The 25,896-nt window shown below is 55.8% G+C and carries 25 protein-coding genes; 13 read left to right on the top strand and 12 right to left on the bottom strand.

Annotated features, from left to right (window positions below):
• Window positions 1-263: 263 nt before the first annotated feature.
• A complete protein-coding gene (gene tyrS / locus EYC98_RS20895; RefSeq protein WP_279247355.1) occupies window positions 264-1,565 on the bottom strand; it encodes a tyrosine--tRNA ligase in 1,302 nt (433 codons plus the stop codon).
• 153 nt (window positions 1,566-1,718) lie between these two features.
• Here tyrS and EYC98_RS20900 point away from each other — a divergent pair, with 153 nt between their 5' ends.
• On the top strand, window positions 1,719-3,146 hold the full coding sequence (locus EYC98_RS20900) for a peptidoglycan DD-metalloendopeptidase family protein (RefSeq protein WP_279247356.1): 1,428 nt from the start codon (window positions 1,719-1,721) through the stop codon (window positions 3,144-3,146).
• 6 nt (window positions 3,147-3,152) lie between these two features.
• Window positions 3,153-4,262, top strand: a complete 1,110-nt coding sequence (locus tag EYC98_RS20905) for an anhydro-N-acetylmuramic acid kinase (protein WP_279247357.1) — start codon at window positions 3,153-3,155, stop codon at window positions 4,260-4,262.
• Window positions 4,263-4,272: 10 nt separating this feature from the next.
• On the opposite strand, the gene EYC98_RS20910 is transcribed toward EYC98_RS20905, so the two are convergent.
• From EYC98_RS20910 to argC, 5 genes are all read right to left on the bottom strand, one after another.
• Window positions 4,273-4,764 (bottom strand): DsrE family protein, encoded by a 492-nt coding sequence (locus EYC98_RS20910; RefSeq protein ID WP_279247358.1) that lies wholly within the window; start codon window positions 4,762-4,764, stop codon window positions 4,273-4,275.
• Complete coding sequence (erpA, locus tag EYC98_RS20915) at window positions 4,721-5,074, bottom strand: iron-sulfur cluster insertion protein ErpA (protein WP_279247359.1); 354 nt, start codon at window positions 5,072-5,074, stop codon at window positions 4,721-4,723. The genes EYC98_RS20910 and erpA overlap by 44 nt, the downstream gene beginning before the upstream one ends.
• A 71-nt stretch (window positions 5,075-5,145) precedes the next feature.
• The gene (locus EYC98_RS20920; RefSeq protein ID WP_279247360.1) at window positions 5,146-5,580 is read right to left on the bottom strand and encodes a bactofilin family protein; all 435 of its coding nucleotides are present in this window, start codon (window positions 5,578-5,580) and stop codon (window positions 5,146-5,148) included.
• A gap of 6 nt (window positions 5,581-5,586) precedes the next feature.
• Window positions 5,587-6,300: a DUF6776 family protein gene (locus tag EYC98_RS20925; protein WP_279247361.1), complete on the bottom strand. Its 714-nt coding sequence runs from the start codon at window positions 6,298-6,300 to the stop codon at window positions 5,587-5,589.
• Complete coding sequence (gene argC, locus EYC98_RS20930) at window positions 6,300-7,328, bottom strand: N-acetyl-gamma-glutamyl-phosphate reductase (RefSeq protein WP_279247362.1); 1,029 nt, start codon at window positions 7,326-7,328, stop codon at window positions 6,300-6,302. The genes EYC98_RS20925 and argC overlap by 1 nt, the downstream gene beginning before the upstream one ends.
• Window positions 7,329-7,443: 115 nt before the next feature.
• Between argC and EYC98_RS20935 the strand changes: the two genes are divergently transcribed.
• The 5 genes from EYC98_RS20935 to EYC98_RS20955 all read left to right on the top strand — a co-directional run bounded on the left by EYC98_RS20935 (window position 7,444) and on the right by EYC98_RS20955 (window position 12,601).
• Entirely contained in the window at window positions 7,444-9,153 is a 1,710-nt protein-coding gene (locus tag EYC98_RS20935) for a chloride channel protein (protein ID WP_279247363.1), read from the top strand.
• Window positions 9,154-9,162: 9 nt separating this feature from the next.
• On the top strand, window positions 9,163-9,582 hold the full coding sequence (locus EYC98_RS20940; protein WP_279247364.1) for a CopD family protein: 420 nt from the start codon (window positions 9,163-9,165) through the stop codon (window positions 9,580-9,582).
• A gap of 94 nt (window positions 9,583-9,676) precedes the next feature.
• Window positions 9,677-10,966: a glutamate-1-semialdehyde 2,1-aminomutase gene (hemL, locus tag EYC98_RS20945; RefSeq protein ID WP_279247365.1), complete on the top strand. Its 1,290-nt coding sequence runs from the start codon at window positions 9,677-9,679 to the stop codon at window positions 10,964-10,966.
• A gap of 11 nt (window positions 10,967-10,977) precedes the next feature.
• Entirely contained in the window at window positions 10,978-11,988 is a 1,011-nt protein-coding gene (hemB, locus tag EYC98_RS20950) for a porphobilinogen synthase (RefSeq protein ID WP_279247366.1), read from the top strand.
• Between the two features lie 4 nt (window positions 11,989-11,992).
• On the top strand, window positions 11,993-12,601 hold the full coding sequence (locus EYC98_RS20955; protein ID WP_279247367.1) for a delta-aminolevulinic acid dehydratase: 609 nt from the start codon (window positions 11,993-11,995) through the stop codon (window positions 12,599-12,601).
• Here the strand turns inward: EYC98_RS20955 and EYC98_RS20960 are convergent.
• Window positions 12,598-13,218 carry an NUDIX hydrolase gene (locus tag EYC98_RS20960; RefSeq protein ID WP_279247368.1) on the bottom strand — a complete coding sequence of 207 codons (621 nt, stop codon included), beginning with the start codon at window positions 13,216-13,218 and terminating at the stop codon, window positions 12,598-12,600. The two genes, EYC98_RS20955 and EYC98_RS20960, sit on opposite strands and share 4 nt — an antisense overlap.
• A gap of 71 nt (window positions 13,219-13,289) precedes the next feature.
• Here EYC98_RS20960 and EYC98_RS20965 point away from each other — a divergent pair, with 71 nt between their 5' ends.
• Complete coding sequence (locus EYC98_RS20965; protein WP_279247369.1) at window positions 13,290-14,753, top strand: ATP-binding cassette domain-containing protein; 1,464 nt, start codon at window positions 13,290-13,292, stop codon at window positions 14,751-14,753.
• On the opposite strand, the gene EYC98_RS20970 is transcribed toward EYC98_RS20965, so the two are convergent.
• Window positions 14,750-15,127, bottom strand: coding sequence for a tetratricopeptide repeat protein (locus EYC98_RS20970; protein WP_279247370.1), 378 nt, complete (start codon window positions 15,125-15,127; stop codon window positions 14,750-14,752). The genes EYC98_RS20965 and EYC98_RS20970 overlap by 4 nt on opposite strands.
• Complete coding sequence (gene mrcB, locus EYC98_RS20975) at window positions 15,106-17,349, bottom strand: penicillin-binding protein 1B (protein ID WP_279247371.1); 2,244 nt, start codon at window positions 17,347-17,349, stop codon at window positions 15,106-15,108. The genes EYC98_RS20970 and mrcB overlap by 22 nt, the downstream gene beginning before the upstream one ends.
• A gap of 85 nt (window positions 17,350-17,434) precedes the next feature.
• On the opposite strand from mrcB, the gene EYC98_RS20980 reads away from it, so the two are divergent.
• A complete protein-coding gene (locus EYC98_RS20980) occupies window positions 17,435-18,436 on the top strand; it encodes an adenosine kinase (RefSeq protein WP_279247372.1) in 1,002 nt (333 codons plus the stop codon).
• A 20-nt stretch (window positions 18,437-18,456) separates the two neighbouring features.
• On the opposite strand, the gene EYC98_RS20985 is transcribed toward EYC98_RS20980, so the two are convergent.
• A complete protein-coding gene (locus tag EYC98_RS20985) occupies window positions 18,457-20,820 on the bottom strand; it encodes a DNA polymerase II (RefSeq protein ID WP_279247373.1) in 2,364 nt (787 codons plus the stop codon).
• Window positions 20,821-20,873: 53 nt separating this feature from the next.
• Here EYC98_RS20985 and EYC98_RS20990 point away from each other — a divergent pair, with 53 nt between their 5' ends.
• Complete coding sequence (locus EYC98_RS20990; RefSeq protein WP_279247374.1) at window positions 20,874-21,218, top strand: pentapeptide repeat-containing protein; 345 nt, start codon at window positions 20,874-20,876, stop codon at window positions 21,216-21,218.
• 8 nt (window positions 21,219-21,226) lie between these two features.
• Here EYC98_RS20990 and EYC98_RS20995 read toward each other — a convergent pair whose 3' ends face one another.
• Both EYC98_RS20995 and EYC98_RS21000 read right to left on the bottom strand, forming a co-directional pair.
• Window positions 21,227-22,270 carry a DUF2333 family protein gene (locus tag EYC98_RS20995; protein WP_279247375.1) on the bottom strand — a complete coding sequence of 348 codons (1,044 nt, stop codon included), beginning with the start codon at window positions 22,268-22,270 and terminating at the stop codon, window positions 21,227-21,229.
• Window positions 22,271-22,337: 67 nt separating this feature from the next.
• On the bottom strand, window positions 22,338-22,802 hold the full coding sequence (locus EYC98_RS21000; protein ID WP_279247376.1) for a copper chaperone PCu(A)C: 465 nt from the start codon (window positions 22,800-22,802) through the stop codon (window positions 22,338-22,340).
• A 175-nt stretch (window positions 22,803-22,977) separates the two neighbouring features.
• On the opposite strand from EYC98_RS21000, the gene EYC98_RS21005 reads away from it, so the two are divergent.
• The 3 genes from EYC98_RS21005 to accB all read left to right on the top strand — a co-directional run bounded on the left by EYC98_RS21005 (window position 22,978) and on the right by accB (window position 25,885).
• Window positions 22,978-24,720: a protein-disulfide reductase DsbD family protein gene (locus EYC98_RS21005; RefSeq protein ID WP_279247377.1), complete on the top strand. Its 1,743-nt coding sequence runs from the start codon at window positions 22,978-22,980 to the stop codon at window positions 24,718-24,720.
• A 252-nt stretch (window positions 24,721-24,972) separates the two neighbouring features.
• Entirely contained in the window at window positions 24,973-25,416 is a 444-nt protein-coding gene (gene aroQ / locus EYC98_RS21010) for a type II 3-dehydroquinate dehydratase (protein ID WP_279247378.1), read from the top strand.
• A 13-nt stretch (window positions 25,417-25,429) separates the two neighbouring features.
• On the top strand, window positions 25,430-25,885 hold the full coding sequence (gene accB / locus EYC98_RS21015) for an acetyl-CoA carboxylase biotin carboxyl carrier protein (protein WP_279247379.1): 456 nt from the start codon (window positions 25,430-25,432) through the stop codon (window positions 25,883-25,885).
• Window positions 25,886-25,896 lie beyond the last annotated feature (11 nt).

Genomic DNA, 25,896 nt, shown 5'->3' on the forward strand with positions numbered 1-25,896 from the left:
AAGAGAAATACACTCCACAAGTGCCCACACATCTGTCTTTATCTTCTTGTTAAACAACTCTGCAAGCCGCTGGGACCGCAGTTCGATTCAGGGATTGCCCCGAACCAAGGAGGCGTATTATACGTATAAGCGAGGGCTTGGCAACAGCCAATTCAACTTAATTTCAATAGATTCGAAAAAGACCTGCAGGTGAGGCTAAGCAATTGAAATTTATAGCTTAATTAATAACCAAGTTGACTACTAATTAAGCTATCACTCGGCTTTCAGCTGACTTCGTACAAGTGGTACTTCTTTTTACCTAACTTCACTAGATAAAAGCGCCCGTAGAGCGCCTCGTCGGCACCAAAACAGGCAGCGGGATTCATATTGTCCTCCCAACACAGCGCCCTGCCATTGACTGTGACAGCCTCACGCCCTAATGCATCTTTAACCTGCTTGCCAGAACCCGCCAAACCACTGTCAGTTAGCACCTGACTCAAGGAGCCTTCCTGTAATTGAGCGCGGCTCAATTGTGAGGAAGGTAAACCGTCCAGACGCAACTGCAGCACATCGTTCTCAGACAGGGCTGCACTATCACCACTGAACAAGGCCTCGGTAATGCGCTGGGCAGCGAGCAAGCCGGTATCGCCATGTACCAGGCTAGTAACATCTTCCGCCAATAGCCGTTGCCCTTCAGGACGACCTTCGCGACTGGCGTCGGCGGCCTCGATATCTGCAATCTCTGCGAGCGGTCTAAAACTGAAGTAGCGCAGAAACTTGTAGACGTCAGCGTCGGCGGTATTCATCCAGAACTGATAGAAGGCATAAGGTGAAGTTCGCTGGGCATCAAGCCACACCGTGCCTGATTCTGTCTTACCGAATTTAGTACCATCGGATTTGGTGACCAAGGGCACCGTCAAGCCAAATACCTGCGCGCCATTCATACGCCGGGTCAGGTCGATGCCACCGGTGATATTGCCCCACTGATCAGAGCCACCTATTTGTAGCGTACAACCGTGGCGCCGGTTCAGCTCCGAAAAGTCGTAGGACTGCATTAACATATAGGAGAACTCGGTAAAGCTAATACCAGTGCCCTCGCGCTCAAGTCGCTGTTTGACTGACTCTTTCTGAATCATGGCATTGACTGAAAAATGCTTACCCACGTCGCGCAGAAAACTCAGCGCATCCATGCCCGCCATCCAGTCGAGGTTATTCACCACCTCGGCGGCATTAGTAGATGCATCAAAATCGATAAACTGGCTAACCTGATCACGAATCTTCTGCGCCCAGTCGGCTATTACATCGGTAGTGTTGAGAGAACGCTCTTGAGCTTTGAAGCTGGGGTCTCCGATCATGCCGGTGGCGCCCCCCACCAAAGCAATGGGCTTGTGGCCCGCCTGCTGGAAGCGCCGCAGCATCAATAGCGGCACCAGGTGACCGATGTGCAGACTGTCGGCGGTGGGGTCGAAGCCACAATAGAGTGTGCGCGAGCCGGAGGCCAAATGCTCAATCAACGCATCCTCACCCGCCAGCTGAAATATCAACTCGCGTGCGGTAAGGTCTTCAATAAGGGCACTGCTTTCCATGGCCTGTATCCGGCAAAAATCGGTCGATTTGATGATGCGCGAACGATACAGAAACCCGCATTAAATGCAAGTTTCCGTGACATTAGTCGATATTTCTGTTCACAAAATGTTGTTATACTAACTTTCAAATATTAGCTGCAATATCAACACACTATGTTCAAAGCGAATAAGAAACGCGGAGCGACCAGCCGCACTGTAGAACAAACCGACGGGGTTCCGGCTTTCCGGCGCCGGCACCTGGTGCTGGCATCTGCGGCGGCCCTCGGTCTTTCCGCCATCGTTTCCTTGAGCTCGGGCGATAGCAGCCCCGCGGTGGTCCCAGAACCGCTCGCTGACGCAGCCCAGCAAGGCTCGCCAGCGGCAGACGACAAGCGCAAGGTTATTCCACTGCAAATCGCCCTGCCGGAGACTCTGGTACCTGATACGACCGCTGCCATAGCTGTAGAGCCCATAGAGACTTGGCAGGACTTTGAAATTCGCAATGGCGACAGCCTGTCTATCGTCTTCCAGCGCGCGGGGCTCGATGATGGCGATGTCTACCACATTGTTAACAAAGCTGAAGGCGGCAAGTCGCTGACTCGCATCTTTCCCGGCCAAAGCCTTGGCTTTCAGCTCTCTGAGGAAGGCGAACTGCAAGCACTCAGGTACCAGAAATCACGCCTGGAGAGCGTCATTTATCGGCGTCAGGGTGGTAGCTATGACGTAGAGCAGATAACACAGACCCCTGAGCGCCATCGCAGCTTTGCTTCCGCAACCATTAAGTCGTCATTATTCATGGCCGGCGACGATGCCGGCATGACCCAGAACACGATTATGGAACTCGCCAACATATTCGGCGGTGTTATCGACTTTGTACTAGACCCACGCACCGGCGATCATTTCCACGTACTCTATGAAGAGCTCTGGTTTGAAGGCGAGAAGCTGCGCGACGGGGAAATTCTGGCGGCCGAATTTGTTAACCGTGGCAAGCGCTACACCGCTTATCGTTACGTCGATGCCAATGGCAAGGTCGGCTATTTCTCGGAAGACGGCGTCAGCATGCGCAAGGCGTTCATGCTAGCGCCGGTTGATTTCACCCGAGTCAGCTCCAACTTTAACCTGAAGCGTTTGCATCCCATCTATAAGACAACCCGACCGCATCGCGGCACTGATTACGCGGCTCCGCGCGGCACTCCCGTATTTGCAGCCGGCGATGGCAAAGTCACCGCCGCGGGTTACACCAAGGCCAATGGTAACTACATTGTCATTCAGCATGGCCAGGCCTATACCACCAAGTATCTGCACCTGCATAAGCGCAGCGTCAAAAAGGGCAGCCGCGTTACCCAGCAGCAGGTCATAGGAACGGTCGGATCCACCGGCGCTGCCACCGGGCCACACCTGCACTACGAATTTTTGATGAATGGGGTGCATCGCAATCCGCGCACCATCCACAAGAAGCTGCCCAAGGCCGTCAGTCTGGCGAGTGCAGAAATGTCTCGCTTTGAAGACCAGACTCGCAGCCTCACTATGCAGCTTGCATCCATTCGTCAGACCCAGTTGGCCAGCAACAGCGGACAATCAGGGCCCAGCAACAGTCTCTAGACGGGGATGAAAGACTCTCTGCTGCTGGGGCTCATGTCGGGAACCAGCCTGGATGCGGTAGATGCCGCTGTGCTGAAGATTGGCGCCAATGGCATGAGCCTGCAGGGCCACCTGAACTACCCGATCCCCCCGTCATTGCGCGCAGAAATAGCCGCCATTAGTCATGCCGGCGACAACGAAATTGAACGACTGGGACGTCTCGACCGACAGCTCGGAGAGTTGTTTGCAGCCGCTGCACTAGCACTGCTTGAACACACAGGCATCCTTAAGCAGGAGGTACGCGCCATTGGTAGTCATGGCCAAACCATCCGCCATCGACCACCATCGGCGCAGGCAGGAGGGCCCGCCTTCACCCTGCAAATCGGCGACCCCAATTGCATTGCAGAGCTGACCGGTATCACCACCGTAGCCGATTTTCGGCGGCGCGATATTGCCGCCGGCGGTGAGGGAGCACCTCTGGCACCAGCCTTTCATGCCGCTGCTTTTCATGCCCCAGGTATATTGCGAGCCTGCGTCAATATCGGTGGCCTTAGCAATGTCAGTCTACTCGACACGCAATTGAGTGGCTTTGATACCGGCCCCGGTAATACCTTGCTCGATGCATGGATCGCGCGCCATAAGGGTCAGGCTTTCGATAACAATGGCGCATGGGCGGCGCGGGGCCAGGTGAGTACGCGCCTGCTAGAGCAGTTACTGCAACACCCCTATCTCCACCTACCGCCACCCAAGAGTACCGGCAAGGAAGATTTCAACCTGAACTGGCTGGACCAACAGATTTCAGTAGCCGCCTGCCACCAGCTGGCGCCAGTCGATGTACAGGCAACGTTGACCGAATATACTGCGCTTACTATCTCCGAGTGCTTACCCGCAACGGTACAAGAGGTCTACATGTGTGGAGGCGGCGCGCTGAACTCGCACCTGATGCAACGCCTGCAGGCACACTCCCCCACGGCAACGGTTACTACGACCGGCGCACTTGGCATAGATCCACAATGGGTAGAGGCTGCCGCGTTTGCCTGGCTGGCGTTCCAGTGCCTGGAACATTTACCTGGCAACAATTCAGGGGTTACTGGTGCGAGCGGACCAAGAGTTCTGGGGGGCGTTTTTCCCGCTTAGGTCGCAGCGCCTAAAACCAGATATAGCCTTCCTCATCAAGCAACCGCTTTTCTTCCGCAGGGCCAAACGGAACGGTACCGATAAACGGAGGCAATTCCGCAGCGTTAACTTTGGCACCGCGCATCCAGGTCTCGCAGACTTTCACATCGACCACGCCGAACGCTGAAAGTTGGGCCGCCAGATCCACCGTTTGTTTGTGTTGCTGATAGTTCTGCAACAGCAGCACAAAGACCTCGGGACCGTGCAGCACCAGACGCACCGGTTGATCAGAGTGTAATGCCAGCGTGCCAGAATCGAACAATGCTTGCGACCGCTGCAGTGCGGCGAACAACTCAGCTTCAGTGTGCAGTTCTATTTCGGCCAGATAACGACGCGCATCATCGCCTTCAGCGTGCGCTATAGACCCGCAAAAACACAGCGCCAGCAGGCAAATCGCAAACCAACGCCTAATCAGTGAATCAGACAGAAAAAGAAGAGCCACAACCGCAAGTAGTCGTAGCATTGGGGTTAGAGACCAAAAACCTGGACCCTTCAAGGCCCTCGGTATAGTCGACTTCAGAACCCGCCAAATATTGATAGCTCATGGGGTCCACCAGCACAACAACGCCATCACGCTCTATCTGTGTGTCGTCGTCTGCCACCAGTTCGTCAAAGGTAAATCCGTAAGAGAACCCTGAACAACCACCGCCTGTGACGAATACCCGCAACTTGAGGTCAGTATTACCTTCCTCCTCAATCAAGGCTTGCACCTTGTGCACAGCGTTAGCGCTCAGCTGAACTGTGGTTGGATCGAATGTTTCCGCTACCGACATGCTACTTCCCCAATTAACGAGCGGGAATTATGGATTACCTGAGTAAAACAGTCAACTTTTGCCGTCAACCGTTAATCGCTGGCTGTGGACTCAGAATCATAGGAATCCTGAACCGCGGCCTCACTCTCGGCAGCCGCATCTTCCGCGCCATGGCGCAGACTGCCGTTGACCTCTGCCCCAATCGCCATTTCTACCTGAGTGTAGTGAACATTACCCTGCACACGTGCTTTGGCGGCCAGTTCGAGGTGCTGGCTGGAGTAAACATCACCCACCACATCACCATTAATAATCACCGATGGCGCTCGAATCTCGCCCTCAACGCGACCCTGATCAATCACTCTGACTACCGCATCACGGTCCGGCACTGCCGTGACATTGCCACGGACTATACCCTCAACATCGAGGTTGCCGGAAAACGTAATGTCACCGTCAATGCGAGACTCGCTGGAAATCAACGTAGTCGTGCTGGAATTTCCAAAACCGGATTTATCTTTACTGCCTAACATTTGATTCTACTCCTCTACAACCCACGGGAACTCGCGGCTGAACTCGACTTTCGCGGGCTTCGTCGCCTTCGCATAGATTACCAGTTTACGCGGCACAAAACCTTCGGGCAGCTCTAGCTCGCCCTCGACTGCCTGAAAATATTTAAAGCGCAATTTGATATCTCTGCTGGGGACCTCGGCGGACAAATCCGACAACTCCAACTGTGTCGCAACCTCGCCTGCCGCACCTTCAACCTCGACCCGCAGTGTGCCGATCAGCAGCTGGTGCTTACGTGCACTCTGCTGGGCCAAAATTCGAAATTGATATCGCCCGGGCAATGCGCCCGCGCGTAAGTCGATAGAATGCACACTCAAACCCGACTCGAGTTCGTCCGGCGCCATCAGGCCTTTATAGAATTTCACGGCCCGATCCAACTCCAGCACTAATGCCTGCTGCTCGGCCAAATCCTGACGCACCAATTCCAGCGCATCCGACTCAATATCGTCACGCGTCTCGCGCATTACCCGCCACAGACGTTGCTGTTCCAGATCCGACTCGGTGGCCATGACTCGCTCGCGCAAGGTTTGCAGCTCATTGCTGTCTGTAAGTAGCCGATTCAGGCTGCCGTAAGCGCCAATAAAATAGCCGCCAATAAACAGCGCAGCCGCAGTAGTGGCGGTCAAAAATATCAGCCGGTAGCGATGATGCGGATGCTGCTGAACGACAACGGAGCGCCGCATCAGGGTAGCAGGGCAACGTTTGCCAGGCCGGCTGTTTCAGGTTGCCCAAACATGATATTCAATGCCTGTATTGCCTGCCCGGAGGCACCCTTCACCAGGTTATCTATCACGCTCATTACCACCACCACATCGCGATCCTGCGGCCTCGCAACGGCCAGACGACAAACATTGGCACCGCGCACACTGCGAGTCTGCGGCAATTGACCGGCGGGAAGCACGTCAACGAAAGGTTCGTCTCGGTAAAAGTCTTCAAACAACTGCTGCACATCCACATCCTTTGCCACTTTGGTATAAAGAGTGGCGTGAATACCCCGAATGATCGGCAACAAATGCGGCACAAAGGTCAACTGCACGCTCTCGCCCGCCGCGCGGGTCAGTTCCTGCTCAATTTCCGGCAAATGCCGATGCCCGGCTACAGCATAGGCTTTAAAACTGTCCGCGGCTTCAGACAGGATGTTGTCCAGCTTACCCTGCCGACCCGCCCCACTGACGCCGGACGCCGCGTTGGCAACCAGATACGTCGGATCAGCCACACCCGCCTGGAGTAGCGGTAACAAGCCTAGCTGCACAGAAGTTGGATAGCAGCCGGCACAGGCAACCAACTGCGCTGTCGCTATCTGCTCCCGATACACTTCGGGCAGACCGTACACAGCTTGCTCTATAACCTCTGGGCAGGCATGCGGCTCGCCATACCATTGCGACCACAACTCAGCATCACGCAGACGGAAGTCGGCTGACAAATCGATGACCCGAGTACCGAGTCGCAGTAGCTCAGGTACCGTATTCATGGCGACATTGTGTGGCGTCGCAAAAAACACCACATCACAGGCACCCAGCTCGGCCACGTCGGGTACCGTAAACTTGAGGTCATAAACACCACGCAGGTTTGGAAACAGCTCGTCCACACGGCGACCGGCCTCGGCCCTGGAGGTTATAGCCACGACCTCTACGCCAGGGTGCGCGGCCAAAAGCCGCAACAGCTCCACCCCGGTGTAACCCGTTCCCCCGACAATACCTGCCTTAATCATTACCTTCTCCAAACGTACACCCAGCACTCGCCAGCCTGCGCACAAAGCCATATAGTATAGAGATTTTGCCAAACACAGGGGTGGTAATTTTGCCGCCCCGGACGGAAATTCACTGATGCAGCTAGACCAACTTCGCGATTCGCTCGCTGATTACCGCTCCCTGCTGCCCTACGGCATGTTGGGGATAGCGGCAGGTATTGTAGCCGCTGTTGTCGTACTAATGTTTGAGTATGCCATTACTGCCTTCTCTTTCTTCTGGCTGCAGCAAACTCAGGCACTGAGCTTTATGGAATTGCCTCTGTGGGCGCGGTTCTGCCTGCCCTTGGCTGGCGCGGCGATACTAGGCCTGATATTTCAGTCTTTGAAACCAAGCGACCGCGAGGTCGGGATCGTCCACGTGCTGTCACGCATGCACAGTCACTACGGCCAACTGCCCTGGCGCAATGCCATCGTCCAATTCATTGGCGGCATTGTGGCACTGGGCAGCGGCCAGTCAGGCGGCCGCGAAGGGCCTGGCGTACACCTGGGCGCCGCTATCAACAGTTTTGTCGCTCAGCGATTGGCGCTGCCGAATAATAGTCAGCGTATTCTGATTGCCTGCGGTGCGGCCGCCAGTATCGCCAGCGCCTTCAATACGCCGTTGGCTGGCGTTATCTTTGCCATGGAAGTCATTATTGCAGAATACACTGTCATCGGATTTACCCCGGTGATACTCGCCGCCATCAGTGCCACCACATTCACTCGCCTGGTGCGCATTGAAGAGCCCATTATGGCCTTTCCCGCTACCGTGGGCGTCAGCCTGCAAGAGCTTCCCTTTATCCTGCTGCTGGGGATTATTTGCGGCTGCGTGGTCGCGCTTTTTATCACGGTAATGAAGCGCACTCTACGCACTAGCCATATCCCTATCTTCTGGCGATTTCTGGCGGCGGGCTTCATCACCGGGCTGATCGCCACCCAGCTGCCGCAGGTGCTCGGCTTCGGCTACGGCACGCTGGAGCAAGCCGTAGCCGGTAATATCCCATTAGTACTGCTGGTCACTATTGTCATGGCCAAGGTGCTCGCCACAGCAATCAGCGTGGGGGCTGGTATGCCCATCGGGCTCATTGCACCCAATCTTGTTATTGGTGGTTGCGTGGGCGCAGCGCTGGCCATTGTCAGTGACCTGCTGGTGCCGGGAGGTGCCAGCGATCCTGTGATTTACGTCATGCTGGGCATGGGCGCAGCCATGGCTGCCGTGCTCAACGCCCCACTGGCGGCCATTTTAGCGGTGGTAGAACTAAGCCAGAGTGTAAGTGTGGCATTCCCTTCGATGCTGGCAATCATTGCTGCCACGTTGACTCGCAGCAGCGCGTTCAAGTTGCCCGCCGCACACCAGGTGGCACTCATCCATTTGCAGCGAGCGATCCCGGAAGATCCTATCAGCCAAATGTTGCACCAAACCAACGTGCTGACGGTAATGGAAAGAAATATACAGGTGTTGCCGCACTTTCTGGATGCCCAGAGTGAGGAAGTCGCCGAGGGCAGCGGCTGGTTTTTGCTGCAGCGCGATGGCGAGTCAATGTACCTGATTCAAGGTGATGACCTCAGAAAGGCACTACTGGAAACGGATATGGCGGCTGGCGTCGACCTGACAGAACTGGACCTGAGACGCTGGAGTATTGCCAATCTCGGTCCCAGAGCGACCTTGCGGGAGGCGCTGGACACGCTACGCAACAACACAGTTGAAGCGCTGTTAGTAGAGGGCGCCAAGACTAAACAGGGGCCGTCTATTCGCGGAGTGGTTACCCGCGATACTATAGATCAGTTCTATTTGAGTAGGTTTTAGGGAGGCACTGTGCTCTGGGTCAAAGCATTTCATATCATTGCCGTCATTTGCTGGTTTGCAGGTATCTTCTACCTGCCTCGCATCATGGTGTATTTCGCAGCCAGCGAGCACCCTCAGACGCGGCAACAATTGGCTATCATGGCGCGCAAACTATATCGATTTGTCACACCCATCGCAGTAATCGCTATTGTTCTGGGTTTGGTCCTGATGGCATTTAATCTGGACTATTACTGGCAAGCAAAATGGATGTGGCTGAAATTGGCCGGGGTTGTTGCGCTGGTTGTATACCACGCTGTCTGCGGCCATTACGTGGCTGTCATGCAACAAGACAGCAACCATCATGGGCACGTGTATTTTCGTATCTTCAACGAGGTGCCGGTGCTATTTCTGGTACTGATAGTAGTGTTGGTGGTGCTAAAGCCCTTCTGATACTGTCCCGGACCTGTCCCAGTTGACACTGGATATTCTCTACCATAGTGGCAATAATTGCCGCCTTTTTCACACCAACAGAAGCAGCCTGACTATGCCCTCTTCAGAACAACTCTTCGCCGCCGCCAACCGCTATATTCCCGGTGGTGTCAATTCACCCGTCAGGGCCTTCAAAGCCGTTGGTGGCACGCCGGTTTTTATAGAGCGCAGTAACGGCGCCTATATTTATGACAATGACGGCAAGGGCTACATAGATTATGTCTTGTCCTGGGGTCCAATGTTAATGGGCCACAATCACCCCCACGTGCGCGAGGCGGTGATAGCCCAGGCCAGCCATGGCTTGAGCTTTGGTGCCCCCACCGAACTTGAGACCCAACTGGCACAGCGCATCTGCGACATCATGCCCGGCATGGACCTGATCCGTATGGTGAACTCCGGGACAGAAGCCACTATGAGTGCGATTCGCCTCGCCAGAGGTTTCACCGGTCGCGACAAAATCGTCAAATTTGAAGGCTGTTACCACGGCCACTCTGACTCACTGCTGGTCAAGGCTGGTTCTGGCGCGTTAACCCTTGGTGTGCCTAGCTCTCCAGGCGTGCCTGTCGCACTGGCAGACCACACTCTCACCCTTAACTACAATGATAGCGAAGGTGTACGTGCGGCGTTCGCCGAGCTTGGGGAACAGGTTGCCTGCATTATTGTCGAACCTGTAGCCGGCAACATGAACTGTATTCCGCCGGCGCCGGGGTTTCTAGAGGCACTGCGTGAGGTGTGCGATGAGTATGGCAGCGTGTTGATATTTGATGAGGTCATGACCGGTTTCCGCTTTGGCTTGCAAGGAGCCCAGGGGTTCTACGGCGTACAACCCGACCTGACCACGCTGGGCAAGGTCATAGGCGGCGGTATGCCTGTAGGTGCTTTCGGTGGTCGCGCTGAAGTCATGCAGCAAATTGCGCCACTGGGACCGGTTTATCAGGCCGGCACTCTGTCGGGCAATCCAATCGCGATGGCCGCAGGGTTAGCGACTCTGGACGTCATCTCCGCAGAAGGCTTTTATGAACCGCTATTTGCACGCACCGAACAGCTGGTAATGGGGCTGCGCAAAGAAGCACAAGACGCGGGCATCGCCTTCACCACCAATCACGCTGGCACCATGTTTGGCGGTTTCTTCAGTGAAGAGTCCCAGATTACTAACTACCAGCAGGTGATGGCCTGTAACACAGATCTGTTCAATCGCTTCTTCCACGGTATGCTGGAGCGCGGCATTTACCTGGCACCAGCAGCCTACGAAGCCGGATTCATGTCCGCGGCCCATGGCGACGCTGAAATTGAAAAGACCCTGAGCGCCGCCCGCGCTACCTTCGCCACCTTGTCCACATCCTGAGGAGATCAGTCATGAGTTTCAGCGCAACGCGAGCCTCCTTTCCCGCTACCCGCCTACGGCGTCTGCGGGCAGATGAGCAGCGCCGACGTCTGGTGCGTGAAAACAACCTAAGCGTTGATGACCTGATCTACCCGATGTTTGTATTGGACGGTAAGGACCAGCGCGAAAGCGTCGCTTCTATGCCCGGTATCGAGCGCCTCAGCATCGACCTGCTCGTGGCCGAAGCCCGACAACTGGTTGATCTTGGCATACCCGCTATCGCCTTGTTCCCGGTTATCGATGGCAAACACAAATCACTTCTTGCAGAACAGGCCTGGCACCCGGACGGGCTGGTCCAACGCGCCGTTCGCAGCTTGAAAGACGCCGTACCAGACCTGAGCATCATCACCGATGTCGCTCTCGATCCCTATACCACCCATGGCCAGGACGGCATTATCGATGACGCCGGCTACGTGCTGAACGATACCACCAGCGAAGCGCTGGTGCGGCAAGCGCTGTCCCACGCAGACGCCGGCGTAGATATTGTCGCACCCTCAGACATGATGGACGGTCGTATCGGCGCCATCCGTCAGGCGCTAGAGACAGAGCATCACAGTAATACCTTGATTCTGTCCTATGCTGCCAAATATGCCTCGGCCTATTATGGTCCGTTCCGCGACGCGGTAGGATCCTCGGACAACATCAAAGGTGGCAATAAGTTCAGCTACCAAATGGACCCTGCCAACAGTGATGAGGCCCTGCATGAGTGCGCCCTCGACCTGGCAGAGGGCGCCGACATGATCATGATCAAACCCGGCATGCCCTACCTCGACATCATTCGCCGGGTTAAAGACGAGCTGCAGGTACCTACTTTTGCCTATCAGGTCAGCGGTGAGTACGCGATGCACCAGGCGGCTTTCGCCAACGGTTGGCTGGAGGCAGAGCCAGTCATGCTGGAATCACTGATCGCCTTCAAGCGTGCCGGCTGCGACGCGGTACTAACGTACTTCGCCAAGTCCGCGGCGCAGGCTCTGCAAGGCTGAGCCTATGACACCGCGCCACCTGCTATGGCTCTGTCTGCTAGGCTCTGCATCTGCAGCTCAGGCCGAGTGTGAGTGCATCTGGCAGGGGCCTTTTACCCGCGTGCAACAGCACACCGACCTGGTCGTCACCGGGCAGGTGATTGCCAGTCAGGGTAACTCTATCGATATTGAACACTCCGAAACCTGGCGTGGCACCAATTATCAGCCCACTATCAGGGTTTGGCTGAACAGCGGCGAGTTGTGCCGGCCTGAAGTCGAGCAGTTCCCGCTCGAGAGCAGCTGGGTTATGGCGCTGCAACGTATTGATGAGCAGGTGCCAGGCGGTTTCAACCCTTCCACCCCCAATATCAGCTATGGCCGAGTCGGCGATTACACGCTTTCCAGTTGCGGCGGCTATTGGCTGAGTCTGCACGGTGAGGTGGTAACGGGGAATCTAGCCAGCGGCACCCGCTGGGAACACAATCCAAAAATGTCACCCGTACTGAGTGAGCTAGTGGCCGCCTTCGTTGCCGGCGAAATCGATGCTGACGCGCTCAAACAAGCCAGTGAGCTGGACCCGGAACTGCAACGACTACAGCTGGACACTCGCAGCTTTCTGCGCCAACAGCGCTAGCGGCGTCCACCCCTGGCAGCCAAACCCGGTTTGCGGCCTAACATAGCCAGCATTTCATCGATCATCATCAGCGACAACCCCCAGATTCGGTAGCCGTTGTACATATAACAACTCAGCGGAATTTCCACCTTGCCACGATTCCAGACCATGCGCTCACGATTACCCAGGTCAAGCAGGTAATCCATGGGAATCCAAACCACCTCAGCCACCTCATAATTAGGCTCAAAGGTGGCGTGGCGATCGAGACGAAACACGTAGGGGCTGACCACCATAGGGCGCCGACGTAATTGCGCATGGGTCATTATTTCCGAGAAACGGCCAATACAGCGATCTTCACTGGTCAGAGCCAACCCAATCTCTTCTTCGGTTTCACGCACGGCAACATCGTAGCCATGTCGGTCTATCTGTTCCATACGGCCCCCTGGGAAGGCCATATGCCCAGACCAGGGATCGCCATCGCGTTCGGCGCGTTTAATCATTAGAATGCGCAAGCCAGATTCATCTTCGCGCAGAATCATTGCCACCGCAGACCGTTTAAGCAGTGGCCGAGCCAGCTTTTTGCGGTGCTTGTAGCGGGACAGTTTATGTTCGATAGTGGCGAGATTGACGGCAGTCACAAAGTTCTCAGGCAACGCTGGGCCGATTATTAAGCCATTGCGCATCACCAGACACAAGTATAGCGACCCTCATGACAGCTTTTTTCCTCAATGCCAGCAAGCTCAACTACAGTTATCGCGCTTTACCGGTACTGCACGATATCAGCTGGCAATGGTTGCCTGGTGAGCAGTGGGCCTGCCTGGGACCGAATGGCAGCGGCAAGACCACGCTGGCCAAGTTACTCAGCAAGCAGTTGCGCATAACCAGTGGTGAACTGCACACCAGTGCCGACCTGAACACTATCGCCTACGTTTGTTTCGAGCAACAGCAAGCCTTGTGTGCGCGTGACGACCGCTTCGACGACTCGGAAATGCGCGCCGATGCGCACGACCCCGGTACCACGGTAGAGCAAGCTATTCTCAACGGCGAACACGCCAGCGGCGAGTTCAGTAAATGGGCACAGCGGCTCCGTATTGAACATATTTTGCAGCGCGGCATACGCTTTATTTCCACCGGCGAAATGCGCAAGACGCTCCTGCTACGCGCGATACTCAGCGGCCCCGATTTATTGATTCTGGATAGTCCACTGGATGGATTGGATATTCAGAGTCAGGCTGAGATGAGCACGTTGATAGAGGACCTGCTGGCCTCCCCACTGCGCGTTATGTTGCTGTGTCGTCAGGCTGAAGACCTGCCCAAGGGCGTCAGCCATATTCTTGCACTCAACGAAGGCAGCATCATTGCCAGCGGCGAACGCGAAACGGTGCTCGCCAGTGCTGCGGTCGAGGCTGTGCTCAACCCGCCACAGGCAGACCTCGGCAATTTGCCAGCGCCGGCACAGCGCGCCTATAGCGTTGCGCCTGACGCGCCACTACTGGACCTGCACTCCGTCAATGTCAGTTATGACGGAGTGCGCGTTCTACACAATGTGGAATGGACCTTTGCCCACGGTCAGCATTGTTGTGTTTCAGGCCCCAATGGTTGCGGCAAAACCACCTTGCTCAGTCTGGTCACCGGCGACAACCACAAGGCCTACGGACAGGACATTACCCTCTTCGGCGTGCTGCGCGGCAGCGGCGAAAGTGTCTGGGATATCAAACAGAAATTCGGCCTGGTCGATACCAAGCTGCACCTTAACTTCGCCCGCGGCATGAAAGCTTTGGAGGTCGTGGTATCAGGCTTTTTTGATACCGTTGGACTTTATGATGACTGGGGCGATCAACAGCGCCAGACCGCCAGCGACTGGCTGCAGGCGCTGGGCCTCGGAACTTATGAGCGTGAATCTTTCGACAGTTTATCGTTCGGCGTACAACGCATGGTCCTGCTGGCCCGCGCCATGGTTAAATCGCCACAGATATTAATTCTTGATGAACCCTGCCTGGGACTGGACGGCCCTCATAGACGAACCGTATTGCGAGCGATAGACCACATTGCCAACAATTCTGACACTCAGGTGATTTATGTCAGCCACTCCAGTGGCGAGATGCCCGCCTGTATCAATCAGCAGGTTACGTTTGTACCGGGCAGCGACGGCTTTGACGTGGTCTGCCGTTAGAGTACCTCGCGTAATTCCTCGCAAGTACTACCCGTGCAATACAACAAACCTCGCTCTGCAATTCTGCGCGCTTCTTCGGTAGCACCCGTAGTCGCATACAGGCGCGCCATTTCCAGGTAAACCACACCATTGCGCGGGTCAATACGCTGCGCTCGCAGCAACAGCCCCTCGGCTTTATCAAAAGCGCCATCGAGTCTGGCCTGACGAGCTTCCGTCAATAACGACTGGCTGGCCCCGCCCTGCGATTGCGTCTGCTCGCGGACCTCGGGCTCTTTGCTGGCAGCTGGCTCCGGCGCGGGAGCCTGCACTGAAGGCCCTGCGCAGGCGCTCACCAATGCGGCCACACCCAGTGTCAAAATAAATCGCGAAACCATTCCATCACCCTGTCTTTGCGTTGCGCACAATTTACCCGCTTTTGTGGCTGACTGCCGCTAATAAACGGCATTAAGCGGGCACCTTCACAATCTTCGGCAGACAGTTGGCCGCTGGCGGGGTCAATCCAGTAATGCTCAATTCCCTCGGGCACACGATAAGCCAAAGGCACACGACTGGCGGTACTCATAAAATCAGCCCAGATTTTTAGAGCGCCGGTAGCGCCAGTCAAGCCAGTACCGCCGTTGTCATCCCTACCGACCCAGGATACCGCCATCAAATCACCGCTGAAGCCGGCAAACCAGGAATCGCGGTTATCATTGGTGGTACCGGTTTTACCCGCCACGGCAAAGTCACGGGGCAGAGAACGACGGACGCTTTTGCCGGTACCCTCCTCCATAACCTCACGCAGCGCGTAGTGCAGCAGATGAATCGCCTGTATGGAAACCTCACGTTCGTAGTGCAACGGGAAACGTTGCACTACTGTGCCGCGCGCATCTACTACATCGCGAATAGTATGCAATGGAAGTCGAAAGCCGCCCGCCGCAATCGTCTGATACATAGCGGCAATATCTACCGGTGCCAATCCACCTGCACCCAGCATCAGCGCCGGTACTGCCGGTTGTCGCCGTTCCACGCCCAAGCGGCGCAACGTATCCAGTACTTCCTCAATGCCTACCTGCATACCCAAGCGAGCGGTGGCCTGATTATAGGACTGCGCCAGCGCCTTGTGCAGCAGCGGGTCACCATGGGACTGCCGGTCAAAGTTACGCGGCTGCCAATCGTCACCTACTGCGCTGGCCACAGTTACGGGCGCATCACTAAGCGGGGTGGCTAATGTATATTTCGCGGGGTCCTGCAGCGCGGTCAAATAAACCGCTGGCTTAATCAGCGAGCCTACCGGGCGTACCGCATCCAAAGCCCGATTAAAGCCGGCATAACGCGGCTTGCGACCACCCAACAGTGCTTTCACTTCCCCGTTATCAAAACTGGTTACCACCATGGCAGTCTCCAACTGCTCACCACCGGGTAATCGCGGCAGCACCGCCTCCACACTGCGCTCTGCCTGCCTCTGCAGCAGCGGGTCAAAGCCCGTAAAAATGCTGAGTCCCAGCGAGCCAAGGTCTTGCTCGTGGTAATCCTGTCGCAGCTGACGCCGCACCAACGCCAGGTAAGCGGGGTAGCTATTCACCACCCGGGTACGCTGACTCAGTGCTAACGGCATTGCCTTTGACACCGTCTGCTCAACATCATTGATAATACCTTGCTGGTACATCACATCGAGCACCGTATTGCGACGCGCGAGCGCGCGTTCCGGGTTACGCAATGGATTGTAGAGCGAAGGGCCTTTGACCATCCCTACCAACAAAGCCTGCTGGTGAATACCCAGCTCCGCCAGCGAACGATCGAAGAAGTATTCGCTGGCAAGCCCGAAGCCGTGTATCGCACGCGGGCCGTCCTGACTTAGAAACACCTCATTGATATAGCCTTCGAGGATCTCGGACTTGTCAAAGTGGAACTCAAGCAGCAACGCCATCAGCGCCTCTCGCGATTTCCGCCACAGGCTCCGCTCACTGCTTAAGTAGTAGTTTTTCACTAGCTGCTGGGTAATAGTGCTACCACCCTGCACTACCCGGCCGGCCTGATAGTTGGCTTGCATAGCGCGCAGTATGCCGGTGACTGAGATACCCCAGTGGCTGTAAAACTGACGATCTTCCATCGCCAGCAGGCCCGCGACCATAGTCTTGGGCACCTTGTCCAACTGCAACAGCAAACGGTCTTCGCGGTGCCGGGGATAAATACCGCCGATATGCACGGGCTCCAGGCGCACCAATTCCAGGGCGCGGCCAGCAGAGCGGATCGACGTCACTCTATTGCCGGAAAATCTTACCTCCAGACGCGCTGCCGGTACCATTTCATCGGGAAAGCGAAAACTACGCCCATAAAAATCCAGGCGGTTGCGCCCCTCCACCCACTGACCGGGTTGGGTCAGGCGCGTCACTTTCCGATAGCCCAGCAGGCTCAGCTCATAGTGCAACTCTTCCTTGGCCAACCGCAGCCCGGGAAACAACTCCAACGGCCGACTGTAGACGCGGGCGGGAATCTCCCATTTGCGATCTGCAAAGGTGGTGCTGACCAGCGCGTCGAGGTAAATCAGCAGGCCCAGTACCAACACCAGCGCTACCAGCAGCAATTTGGACAGTATTTGGCGCAGCGTTTTCATCCAGCAGAGTGTACATGAGAGTGGCAGTCAACTCAGGCTTTGCGCATAATAGCGCCCCTTTAAAGCAACGGTAGAAGGCGCGACAGTGAAAAAATATACGGTATATGGTGTCGGCAATGCACTGGTGGATACAGAGATTCAGGTGGAAGATCAGGAATTGGCCGCCATGGGTGTCGAAAAAGGGCTAATGACTCTGGTAGATGAGACGCGGCAACAGGAGCTCAGCGATCATCTTGAGGGGCACATGGTTGCAGCCAAGCGCGCCAGTGGTGGTAGCGCCGCCAATACAGTCATTGCGACTACCCGCTTCGGCGGCAGCGCGTTCTACTCCTGCAAGGTCGCCAACGACGATAATGGCGATTTTTACCTGCAAGACCTGGAGGCGGCAGGCGTCGATCACAACTGGGAGCATGATCGCGAAACGGGCACCACAGGTCGCTGTCTGGTGCTGATTTCACCGGATGCAGAGCGCAGCATGAACTCATTTCTGGGCATCAGTGGCACTATGGCCACCAGTGAACTGAATGCGGATGCGATACGTGATTCTGAATACCTGTATCTGGAAGGCTACCTGGTCACCTCTGATACGGCCCGCGCGGCCGCAGTAGAAGCCCGCAACATCGCTGAAACTGCCGGTGTCAAAACCGTGCTGAGTTTCTCAGACCCGGGCATGGTCGAGTTTTTCCGCGATGGCATGCAAGAGATGCTCGGGGAACAGAAATTGCACCTGCTGTTCTGCAATGAACAGGAAGCCATGACCTGGGCCGGCAGCGATGACCTGGAAGCTACGGCGGAAGCACTCAAGCAGGTAGCCGACAGTTTCGTTATCACGCTAGGCGCTCGCGGCGCACTCATCCACGATGGCGAAGCCTCCTTTGAAATTGCCGGGCATAGCGTTACCGCGGTTGACAGTAACGGCGCTGGCGACATGTTTGCCGGTGCCTTCCTGTATGCGCTGGGAGCAGGTCACGATCACCGTGTGGCGGGAAATTTTGCCAGCCTCGCAGCTGCACGTGTGGTCAGCCGCTTTGGTCCGCGTCTGAGCGCGGTTGAGCACGACGAACTGATTGGCGAATTTTTCAGCTGAGTCAGCGGTTACAGGGATTACTAGAACAGCGAAATTTGCTGGTCGGTAATGGCGGCGAAGGATGTACCCAGAAAGTGCAGCACGCCGTCAGCTACCGGCGCTAATTGCCGCTCACGGTAATGCTGATAGTCCAGCGCACCCTGCGCGTCGCTGGCTGGCTCCGGACCCTGCGCAGTAATTACATATTCTACCCAGTCGCCACGTGCCGTGGCGGCCAGACCGCGCTCACGCGCTATCAGGGCGGCCTGCACGTGCGGTGGAATATTACGCTCATAGGTATCCAGTTTACGCCGCAGACGTTTGCGATAAACCAGCTCACCATCGAGCTCGCCTGCCATTAGCTGGGCGCTCACCTGCTTTACATAGTCAATATAGGGCTCATCAAAAAATACCCTGCGATACAGCTCCATTTGAAAATCTCGAGCCAGCCGTGTCCAGTCCGTGCGCACATTCTCCAGACCTTTAAACACCAGACGCGGCAACCCGTTATCCCGGACCACGCCGGCGTAACGTTTCTTGCTACCTTTATCCGAGCCGCGCACCGTCGGCATCAGAAAACTCTCGTAGTGGGTTTCAAACTCGAGTTCCAGCACACACTCCACGCCGTGCTCGTCAGCCACGCGCTGGGTCCACCACTGGTTCAACTGCTGCTGTAACTCGCGCCCGCGCTGCTGAGCCTGTGGCTCTGTCTCAACCCCTTGCAGCCAGACAAATACCGAATCGGTATCCCCGTAGATCACGCGCTCACCCAGACTCTCGATCCGCTCCGCGGTCTGCTGAATAATTTCATGGCCGCGACGAGTGATAGAGCTGGCGAGACGACTGTCGAAGAAACGGCAACCCGGTGTACCCAGTACACCGTAAAAGGAATTCATTATGATTTTAATAGCCTGGGACTGAGCGCTATCACCGCAAGCCTTAGCCTCGTCACGCCGCTGCCAAAGCTGACGAATTATTTCTGGCAGCAGGTGTCGGCTTCGATCAAATTCTGCACCATCAAAACCCGCAATCGTCTTCTTGTCGACACCGTTAGCTTCGCCCTCACCCTCATTAGTCAGCCCCAAGGCCATCCCTAGCGGATCAATGCAAAAGGTCCGAATAATACTGGGGTACAGGCTCTTAAAATCCAGTACCAGCACATGCCGATAAATACCTGGCGTAGAGTCCAACACGAAGCCCCCCGGGCTCGCCTGTAGCTGGGGACTCGCATTGGGCGCCACAAAGCCGCCACGATGCAGGCGCGGCAAATAGAGGAAATCAAAGGCTGCCACCGAGCCGCCCTGGCGATCCATATTGAGACCGGTCATCTGGCTGCGCGCAATCGCGAAATTGAGCAAATCTGTCTTCTCGAATACCTCCCACACCAGCTCACAGTCGTGCAGGTTGTACTCGGCCAGCGCGTCTTTGTCCCGATGGAACAGTTCCGTAATTTCAGCGCCGCGGCCGCTGCCATGCAGCAGCTTGCCATCATCCAGTAACTCACGGGACACATACTCCAGCGAGAAGCTTTCAAAACGATAAGTGGCCGTGCGCAGCAGTTCGATACCATCGAGCACCACCCGGCCCGGGATGCTAGCAATCCTGCGCTCACTATCATCATTGACCTGCCGCCAGTGCACACTGGTGCGATTGCGCCCCAGCGGCAAGCGAGCGCCCAGCTTGTCCGCCAGTCGCTGTAAGAACCAAAGATCAAAATTGACCACATTCCAGCCAATCAAAACATCCGGGTCGTAATCCGCCAACCAGTCACAGAAGGCCGCAAGCAGTGACTGCTCATCGGGATAGGTTTCAACAAAATCCACGCTGGCGCCTTCACCGCGCATAAAAACTTTGCCTATGACCTCATCGCCATCACGCGCATATACCCCTATTGAGAACAGCTGCACACCTTGCATGGCAGTTTCGATATCAACCGAAACCATACGTAAGCGCGGCTGCCAGTCATGCGCCCGCAGTCGGGTCTGGGCCCCGTCGGCATGAAAACCCAGCGAGCCGGCGATAAAACGCTCCATCAGATAGCGTGCTGCGGGGTTGATATCTGCCTCAAGAGGTTCCAGACCCGCCGCCTCCAGGCGATCGCGGGCTCGGCGCAACATGCGTTGGCTGCTAAAATATACGCCAACCACCGCTTGCCGAGTGAAATCTTGCAAGTCCAGCTCGCGGATACTGTGGGCAATATCAGGCGCTAGCAGCTTACTCGCCCTGGTGACCTGAGTGCTCGCCAAAAAAAACACCACCTCCTGCTCGGGTATGCGCACACACTGCGGCCCGGAGTCAGTGCTGAGCCAATACTCCAGCTCGACGCCCCGCTCGGTATCGCGCCAGTTGCGCGTCAGAATAAACCCGAACTGATCTTTGATCGTGGGTTCAGCTTTGCTTGTCACGCAAGCTCCGTTACTCTATGTGCACCGTTCACTACCACACGAGCAAACAATCCATGGGCAAGCCTACAATCAGCGATGACCCGCTCTACCAATTGCTGCGCAATGAAGACATCAAAGAATTTAATGAACAGCGCAATACCATGAACGCCGACAACCTGCGCAGTGGCGATTACCGCGGCAGGGACTTGCGCAATATGGAGGCGCAAGGGCTGGATTTCCGCGACTCCTATTTTCGCAACACCGACCTGCGCGGCATTGATTTTCGCCAGTCTAATCTGGAAGGCGCCAGCCTGATCGACGCCAAGGTCTCGGGCACCTACTTTCCCGAGGCGCTCAGCGCCGAAGAGATACGCCTGTCGCTGGAAACCGGCACCCGGCTCCGCTACAAGCACGTCTGAACGCCGCTTTACCCGTCTTCCAACAAGCGGCGCAGATCAATAATGGCTGCGTTGGCCCGGCTAATATATGACGCCATCACCAATGAGTGATTGGCGACCAAGCCAAAGCCACTGCCATTAAGAATCATGGGGCTAAAGACTAGCTCCTGTGTCGCTTCCAGTTCGCGCACAATTTGCTGCAGTGATACTCGGGCATTCTTGCCCTCCAGAACATCGGCAAAATCTACTTCCGCTGCCTTCAAAAAATGGATCAGCGCCCAAGATGCTCCGCGCGCCTCGTAAAAAACATCATCAATTTCAAGCCAGGGCGTCTTTAGATCTTCCTCTGATGGCGCATAGGTAGACTGATTCGACGATACATCGCCAGCCAGATCTGTATTTAGCCGGCGCTGGCCCACACTCGTGCTCAAGCGCTGGGAAAGACTCCCCAGCCGCGATTCCACCGTGCTCAACCAATAGCGCAAATTGTCGGCGCGGGCATAAAACTGGGCGTCGCGGTCGCTGGCATCGGACAAGCGATCATAATAGCTGTGCACGTGCTTTAGCCCCCTGCGATACTCGCCTTCCGATTGTGGCAGCGCCCAACTATCGGCGGAGAAATTGAACATCGGCTCGGCTGCCGACAGATCCTGGTCCTCCTTGGATTGCGATTGCGAGCGGCTGTGCACCTCGCGCATGGCACGTGCCAGGTCGCGCACCTGAATCAATACGCCGTATTCCCAGTTCGGCATATTGTCGAGCCACAGTCCAGGTGGAAACATGTCATTGCGCAGAAACCCACCGGGCTTATCCAGTAGTGTTTCCATCACCCCCATCAGCGCCGCGGTAGTCACGGAACCGGTAACCACACGGCCACCGCTGGCAGCTACATAAACCTCGCTGCGCGCCACCACATCAAACCGGCTCGGCGTTATGCTCCAATACATGCCGACCACCGTTGCTAGCAACAAATAGACGCCCAGGCCAATCGCGAGCCAGCGGGTGATCCCCCGTGATTCCGACACGCGGTCCCCAATGGACGCCAACCGTTCCTTTATCGTCAGCTGACTCATGCTTATTCTCCTATGTATTTCTCAGGCGGCTAACAGCGCTTTGCAGACAGCGCATCAAGCCGCAATTCTAGTGATGTTGATGAGCGTGCGAGGCATCCGCTCCCGCCCTGACTTCAATCTCAACCTCAAGGGTCTGTCCCTGGTCCATTAACAAACGTACGCTAACCCGATCGCCAGCGCGTGGCATGCTGTGCACACCAAACACCATAATATGAACACCACCCGGGGCCAATAGCTGCTCCTCACCCGGGCCAATATCAAGCGCGTCAAGCGCCTGCATTTGCCACATACCGTCCACTTGGCGTGACTCATGAAATTCCAGAGACCGAGCCCAGTCGGCTTCCAACGCCAACACTCGCCGCGGCTGCGCACCACTATTCGTTAGTGTCATATACAGCGCCGCATTGGGTACCACTGGTGGCATTTCACGCATCCAGGCATCGCTCACCGTAATCGCCTCACCGGCGCGGACACCCGCCGCCAATAAAATGAAAACCAAAGCCAACCCGCGCCAAAAGTTTGTCTGTCTCACACCTGATCCTGTCACTGAAAAAAACCGGCTCGGCTCATTTTGCCAAGCGTTTAAAGAGTGCGACACTATAACATCAACCGCTGCGGTTCACTGATACAATACTCCCTATATAGCGGCACTTTGAAACTTCACGGCTGAGCGCTGTCAAACACCACCCATCCTCTGGAAAAACACTATGTTGCGCCACATTGTACTCACGCTATTGCTGCTCGCACTGCCTCTCAACGCCGCGGCCAATGATTTACAGCTGAGCAGCAGTGTGAGTCTGGACGGCGCTACCCAGATCGATTTTTTGCCGGTAGAAGAGGCCTATCAGCTGTCTCTGGAAGTCAGCTCTCCGCAATCTCTGCGCCTCTATTGGCAGATCGCCCCCGAGTACTACCTGTACAAAAAGCGCTTCGATTTCAAATTTGAGCAGGATGACCAAAGCATCCCACTGGAAGTGACGTTTCCCAAAGGGATAGAGCGTGATGACGAGTACTTTGGCCTCTCTGAAGTCTACTATCACAACGCCGATATTACTCTGCAACTTGGCAATGCGGCGAGCTCCGGCATACTCACCGTGACTAGTCAGGGCTGCGCCGACGCCGGGCTCTGCTACCCCCCGCAAACCGAGCGCTTCAGTGTAGGCCTGCAATCCGCTCAAATCGCGCCACTGGAACCCGCACCACGCACCCGCAAGACTGCTGCACCTGGGGCACCGCTGACCACAGCGGCGCCCGCGTCATTATTACAAATACTGACCATGGTCTTGCTGGCTTTTGCCGGCGGCAGCATCCTTAATCTTATGCCCTGCGTGTTCCCCGTGCTGTCGCTCAAGGTATACAGCTTTGCCACCGGCGACGATTCAACGCGCCATACCCATGGCTGGGTCTATGCAGTGGGTGTGGTCGCCAGCTTTCTTCTGGTAGGCGCACTATTAATTGGCCTGCAACAGGCGGGGTCAGCCATCGGCTGGGGCTTCCAACTACAATCACCGCGCTTTGTTGCCGCGCTCGCCTTCCTGTTTTTTACAATGGCACTGGCACTCTCAGGGCTCGTCGAGCTGGGTTCTGGCATGATGGGAACGGGTAGTAAATTGGCCGATAAGGGCGGCTACGCAGGGTCATTTTTCACTGGCGTTCTGGCCACTGTGGTGGCCAGCCCCTGTACCGCTCCCTTTATGGGCGTCGCCCTTGGGTTTGCCGTGACTCAGCCAGCTCCGATTGCTTTGTTGGTGTTTGGCGCATTAGGCGCGGGCATGGCCGCTCCATTACTAGCACTCAGTTACAGCCAGCGTTTGCGCCAGGCCATGCCCAAACCCGGTGCCTGGATGGAGACTTTCAAGCAAATCTTGGCATTTCCCTTATACGCCACTGCGATCTGGTTATTGTGGGTAGTCGGGCGCCAGACCGGGGTCAATGGCATCAGTATATTACTGGCTGGTATGTTGCTGCTGGCCCTGGGCCTGTGGCTGTGGCGCTATGCCGGCTGGCCGCGTCTATTTAGCGCTCTGTTCACGGTGCTGGCGCTGTCGGCCATTGCCAGTCCGCTGGTTAACCGGGCACCCGAGTCAACCAAGCCTGCTGCTGCCAACAGCAACCAATTTTCGCAGGCTTACTTACAACAATTGATGGGAGCCGGGCAGCCGGTATTTGTGAATGTCACGGCAGACTGGTGTATCACCTGCATCGCCAACGAGCGCATCGCCCTGTCTACCGATGCGGTGCAGGACGCCTTTGCCAGCCGCGGTATCGTCTACCTGAAAGCAGACTGGACCAATTATGATCCCGCAATCGCCGATTATCTGGCCAGTCACGGTCGCACCGGCATCCCACTGTATCTGGTTTACGATCCCAAGCAGCCCCAAAAACCGGAAATTCTGCCGCAGCTACTCACCCCTGCGACAGTGATCGAAGCGCTCGAGCGCATAAATTAGATTTTCGCCGAAGTTGTCACTATTTTCGTCCATATTTAGCATTCTTTACTGTTTTTAGCCGATTTTGCCAGATTCTCGCCGAAATCGTCGCCAAGTTCGTCAATACGGCATAAAAGTGGCCATATTCTGCGAAAACGCCGCCATCATACTTTAACGTGCTGATATTAAGCGGAGGCCGTAGACGCTGCCAATCAAATCATGCACAATGCTCTCATTGCTGCACCTCACCCGAGGCATGAGAAGGTACCGCGGATGGCTACAATACTGGTACTACACGGCCCCAATCTGAATTTGTTGGGAGAACGTGAACCCGATATCTACGGCAGCGAGACCCTCGCTGATATTAATGCTGCACTTGAGCAGGACGCTCATGCCGCTGGCCATCACCTGCTTTCCATGCAGAGTAACGCCGAGTACGAATTGGTGGAGCGCATTCAAGAGGCGCGTCATGAGGGCGTCAACTTCATCATTATCAACCCCGCTGCCTATACGCATACCAGCGTTGCTATTCGCGATGCGCTCGCGGCCGTGGCGATCCCATTTATCGAAGTACATCTGTCCAATATTCACCGGCGCGAAGACTTCCGCCGACATTCCTATTTCTCTGATGCCGCCGAGGGAGTCATCTGCGGTCTCGGAGCTCAAGGCTATCAACTAGCTTTGAGCGCTATTATTCAAAAACTTCAAGACGCCTAATAAGAGAGCTGACATGGATATTCGTAAAGTAAAAAAGCTGATCGAGTTGCTGGAAGAATCCAACATCGATGAGATTGAAATAAAAGAGGGTGAGGAATCTGTCCGCATCAGCCGCAATGGTGCCAATATGCAACATCTGATGGCACATCCGATGGCTGCGCCAATGCCAGTGGCAGCACCCGCGCCGATTGCCGCAGCACCAGAAGCACCAGTTGCAGCACCCGCGATCAGCGCCGGACATGCACTCAAGTCGCCGATGGTAGGCACATTTTATCGCTCGCCAGCACCCACCTCCCCCTCATTTGTGGAGGTTGGACAGTCCGTCCAGGTTGGCGACGTAATCTGCATCATCGAAGCCATGAAGATGATGAATCAAATCGAAGCGGACAAGGCCGGTGTGGTAGAAAGTATCCTGGTGGAGAATGGTCAAGCCGTTGAATTCGATCAGCCGCTCGTAACAATTGTCTGAAACGCAACCGT

The sequence above is a fragment of the Candidatus Litorirhabdus singularis genome, from assembly GCF_026262625.1.
Classification (GTDB): Bacteria; Pseudomonadota; Gammaproteobacteria; order Pseudomonadales; family Halieaceae; genus Litorirhabdus; species Litorirhabdus singularis.

Bases quoted from the DNA above. Each gene is read 5' to 3' on its own strand.
- argC (WP_279247362.1), bottom strand. From the start codon at position 7,328: ATGATTAAGGCAGGTATTGTCGGGGGAACGGGTTACACCGGGGTGGAG.
- EYC98_RS20920 (WP_279247360.1), bottom strand. From the start codon at position 5,580: ATGTTAGGCAGTAAAGATAAATCCGGTTTTGGAAATTCCAGCACGACT.
- aroQ (WP_279247378.1), top strand. From the start codon at position 24,973: ATGGCTACAATACTGGTACTACACGGCCCCAATCTGAATTTGTTGGGA.
- hemL (WP_279247365.1), top strand. From the start codon at position 9,677: ATGCCCTCTTCAGAACAACTCTTCGCCGCCGCCAACCGCTATATTCCC.
- EYC98_RS20935 (WP_279247363.1), top strand. From the start codon at position 7,444: ATGCAGCTAGACCAACTTCGCGATTCGCTCGCTGATTACCGCTCCCTG.
- erpA (WP_279247359.1), bottom strand. From the start codon at position 5,074: ATGTCGGTAGCGGAAACATTCGATCCAACCACAGTTCAGCTGAGCGCT.
- EYC98_RS21005 (WP_279247377.1), top strand. From the start codon at position 22,978: ATGTTGCGCCACATTGTACTCACGCTATTGCTGCTCGCACTGCCTCTC.
- EYC98_RS20990 (WP_279247374.1), top strand. From the start codon at position 20,874: ATGGGCAAGCCTACAATCAGCGATGACCCGCTCTACCAATTGCTGCGC.
- EYC98_RS20910 (WP_279247358.1), bottom strand. From the start codon at position 4,764: ATGCTACGACTACTTGCGGTTGTGGCTCTTCTTTTTCTGTCTGATTCA.
- EYC98_RS20955 (WP_279247367.1), top strand. From the start codon at position 11,993: ATGACACCGCGCCACCTGCTATGGCTCTGTCTGCTAGGCTCTGCATCT.
- hemB (WP_279247366.1), top strand. From the start codon at position 10,978: ATGAGTTTCAGCGCAACGCGAGCCTCCTTTCCCGCTACCCGCCTACGG.
- EYC98_RS20900 (WP_279247356.1), top strand. From the start codon at position 1,719: ATGTTCAAAGCGAATAAGAAACGCGGAGCGACCAGCCGCACTGTAGAA.
- tyrS (WP_279247355.1), bottom strand. From the start codon at position 1,565: ATGGAAAGCAGTGCCCTTATTGAAGACCTTACCGCACGCGAGTTGATA.
- EYC98_RS20965 (WP_279247369.1), top strand. From the start codon at position 13,290: ATGACAGCTTTTTTCCTCAATGCCAGCAAGCTCAACTACAGTTATCGC.
- accB (WP_279247379.1), top strand. From the start codon at position 25,430: ATGGATATTCGTAAAGTAAAAAAGCTGATCGAGTTGCTGGAAGAATCC.
- EYC98_RS20905 (WP_279247357.1), top strand. From the start codon at position 3,153: ATGAAAGACTCTCTGCTGCTGGGGCTCATGTCGGGAACCAGCCTGGAT.
- EYC98_RS20970 (WP_279247370.1), bottom strand. From the start codon at position 15,127: ATGGTTTCGCGATTTATTTTGACACTGGGTGTGGCCGCATTGGTGAGC.
- mrcB (WP_279247371.1), bottom strand. From the start codon at position 17,349: ATGAAAACGCTGCGCCAAATACTGTCCAAATTGCTGCTGGTAGCGCTG.
- EYC98_RS20925 (WP_279247361.1), bottom strand. From the start codon at position 6,300: ATGCGGCGCTCCGTTGTCGTTCAGCAGCATCCGCATCATCGCTACCGG.
- EYC98_RS20995 (WP_279247375.1), bottom strand. From the start codon at position 22,270: ATGAGTCAGCTGACGATAAAGGAACGGTTGGCGTCCATTGGGGACCGC.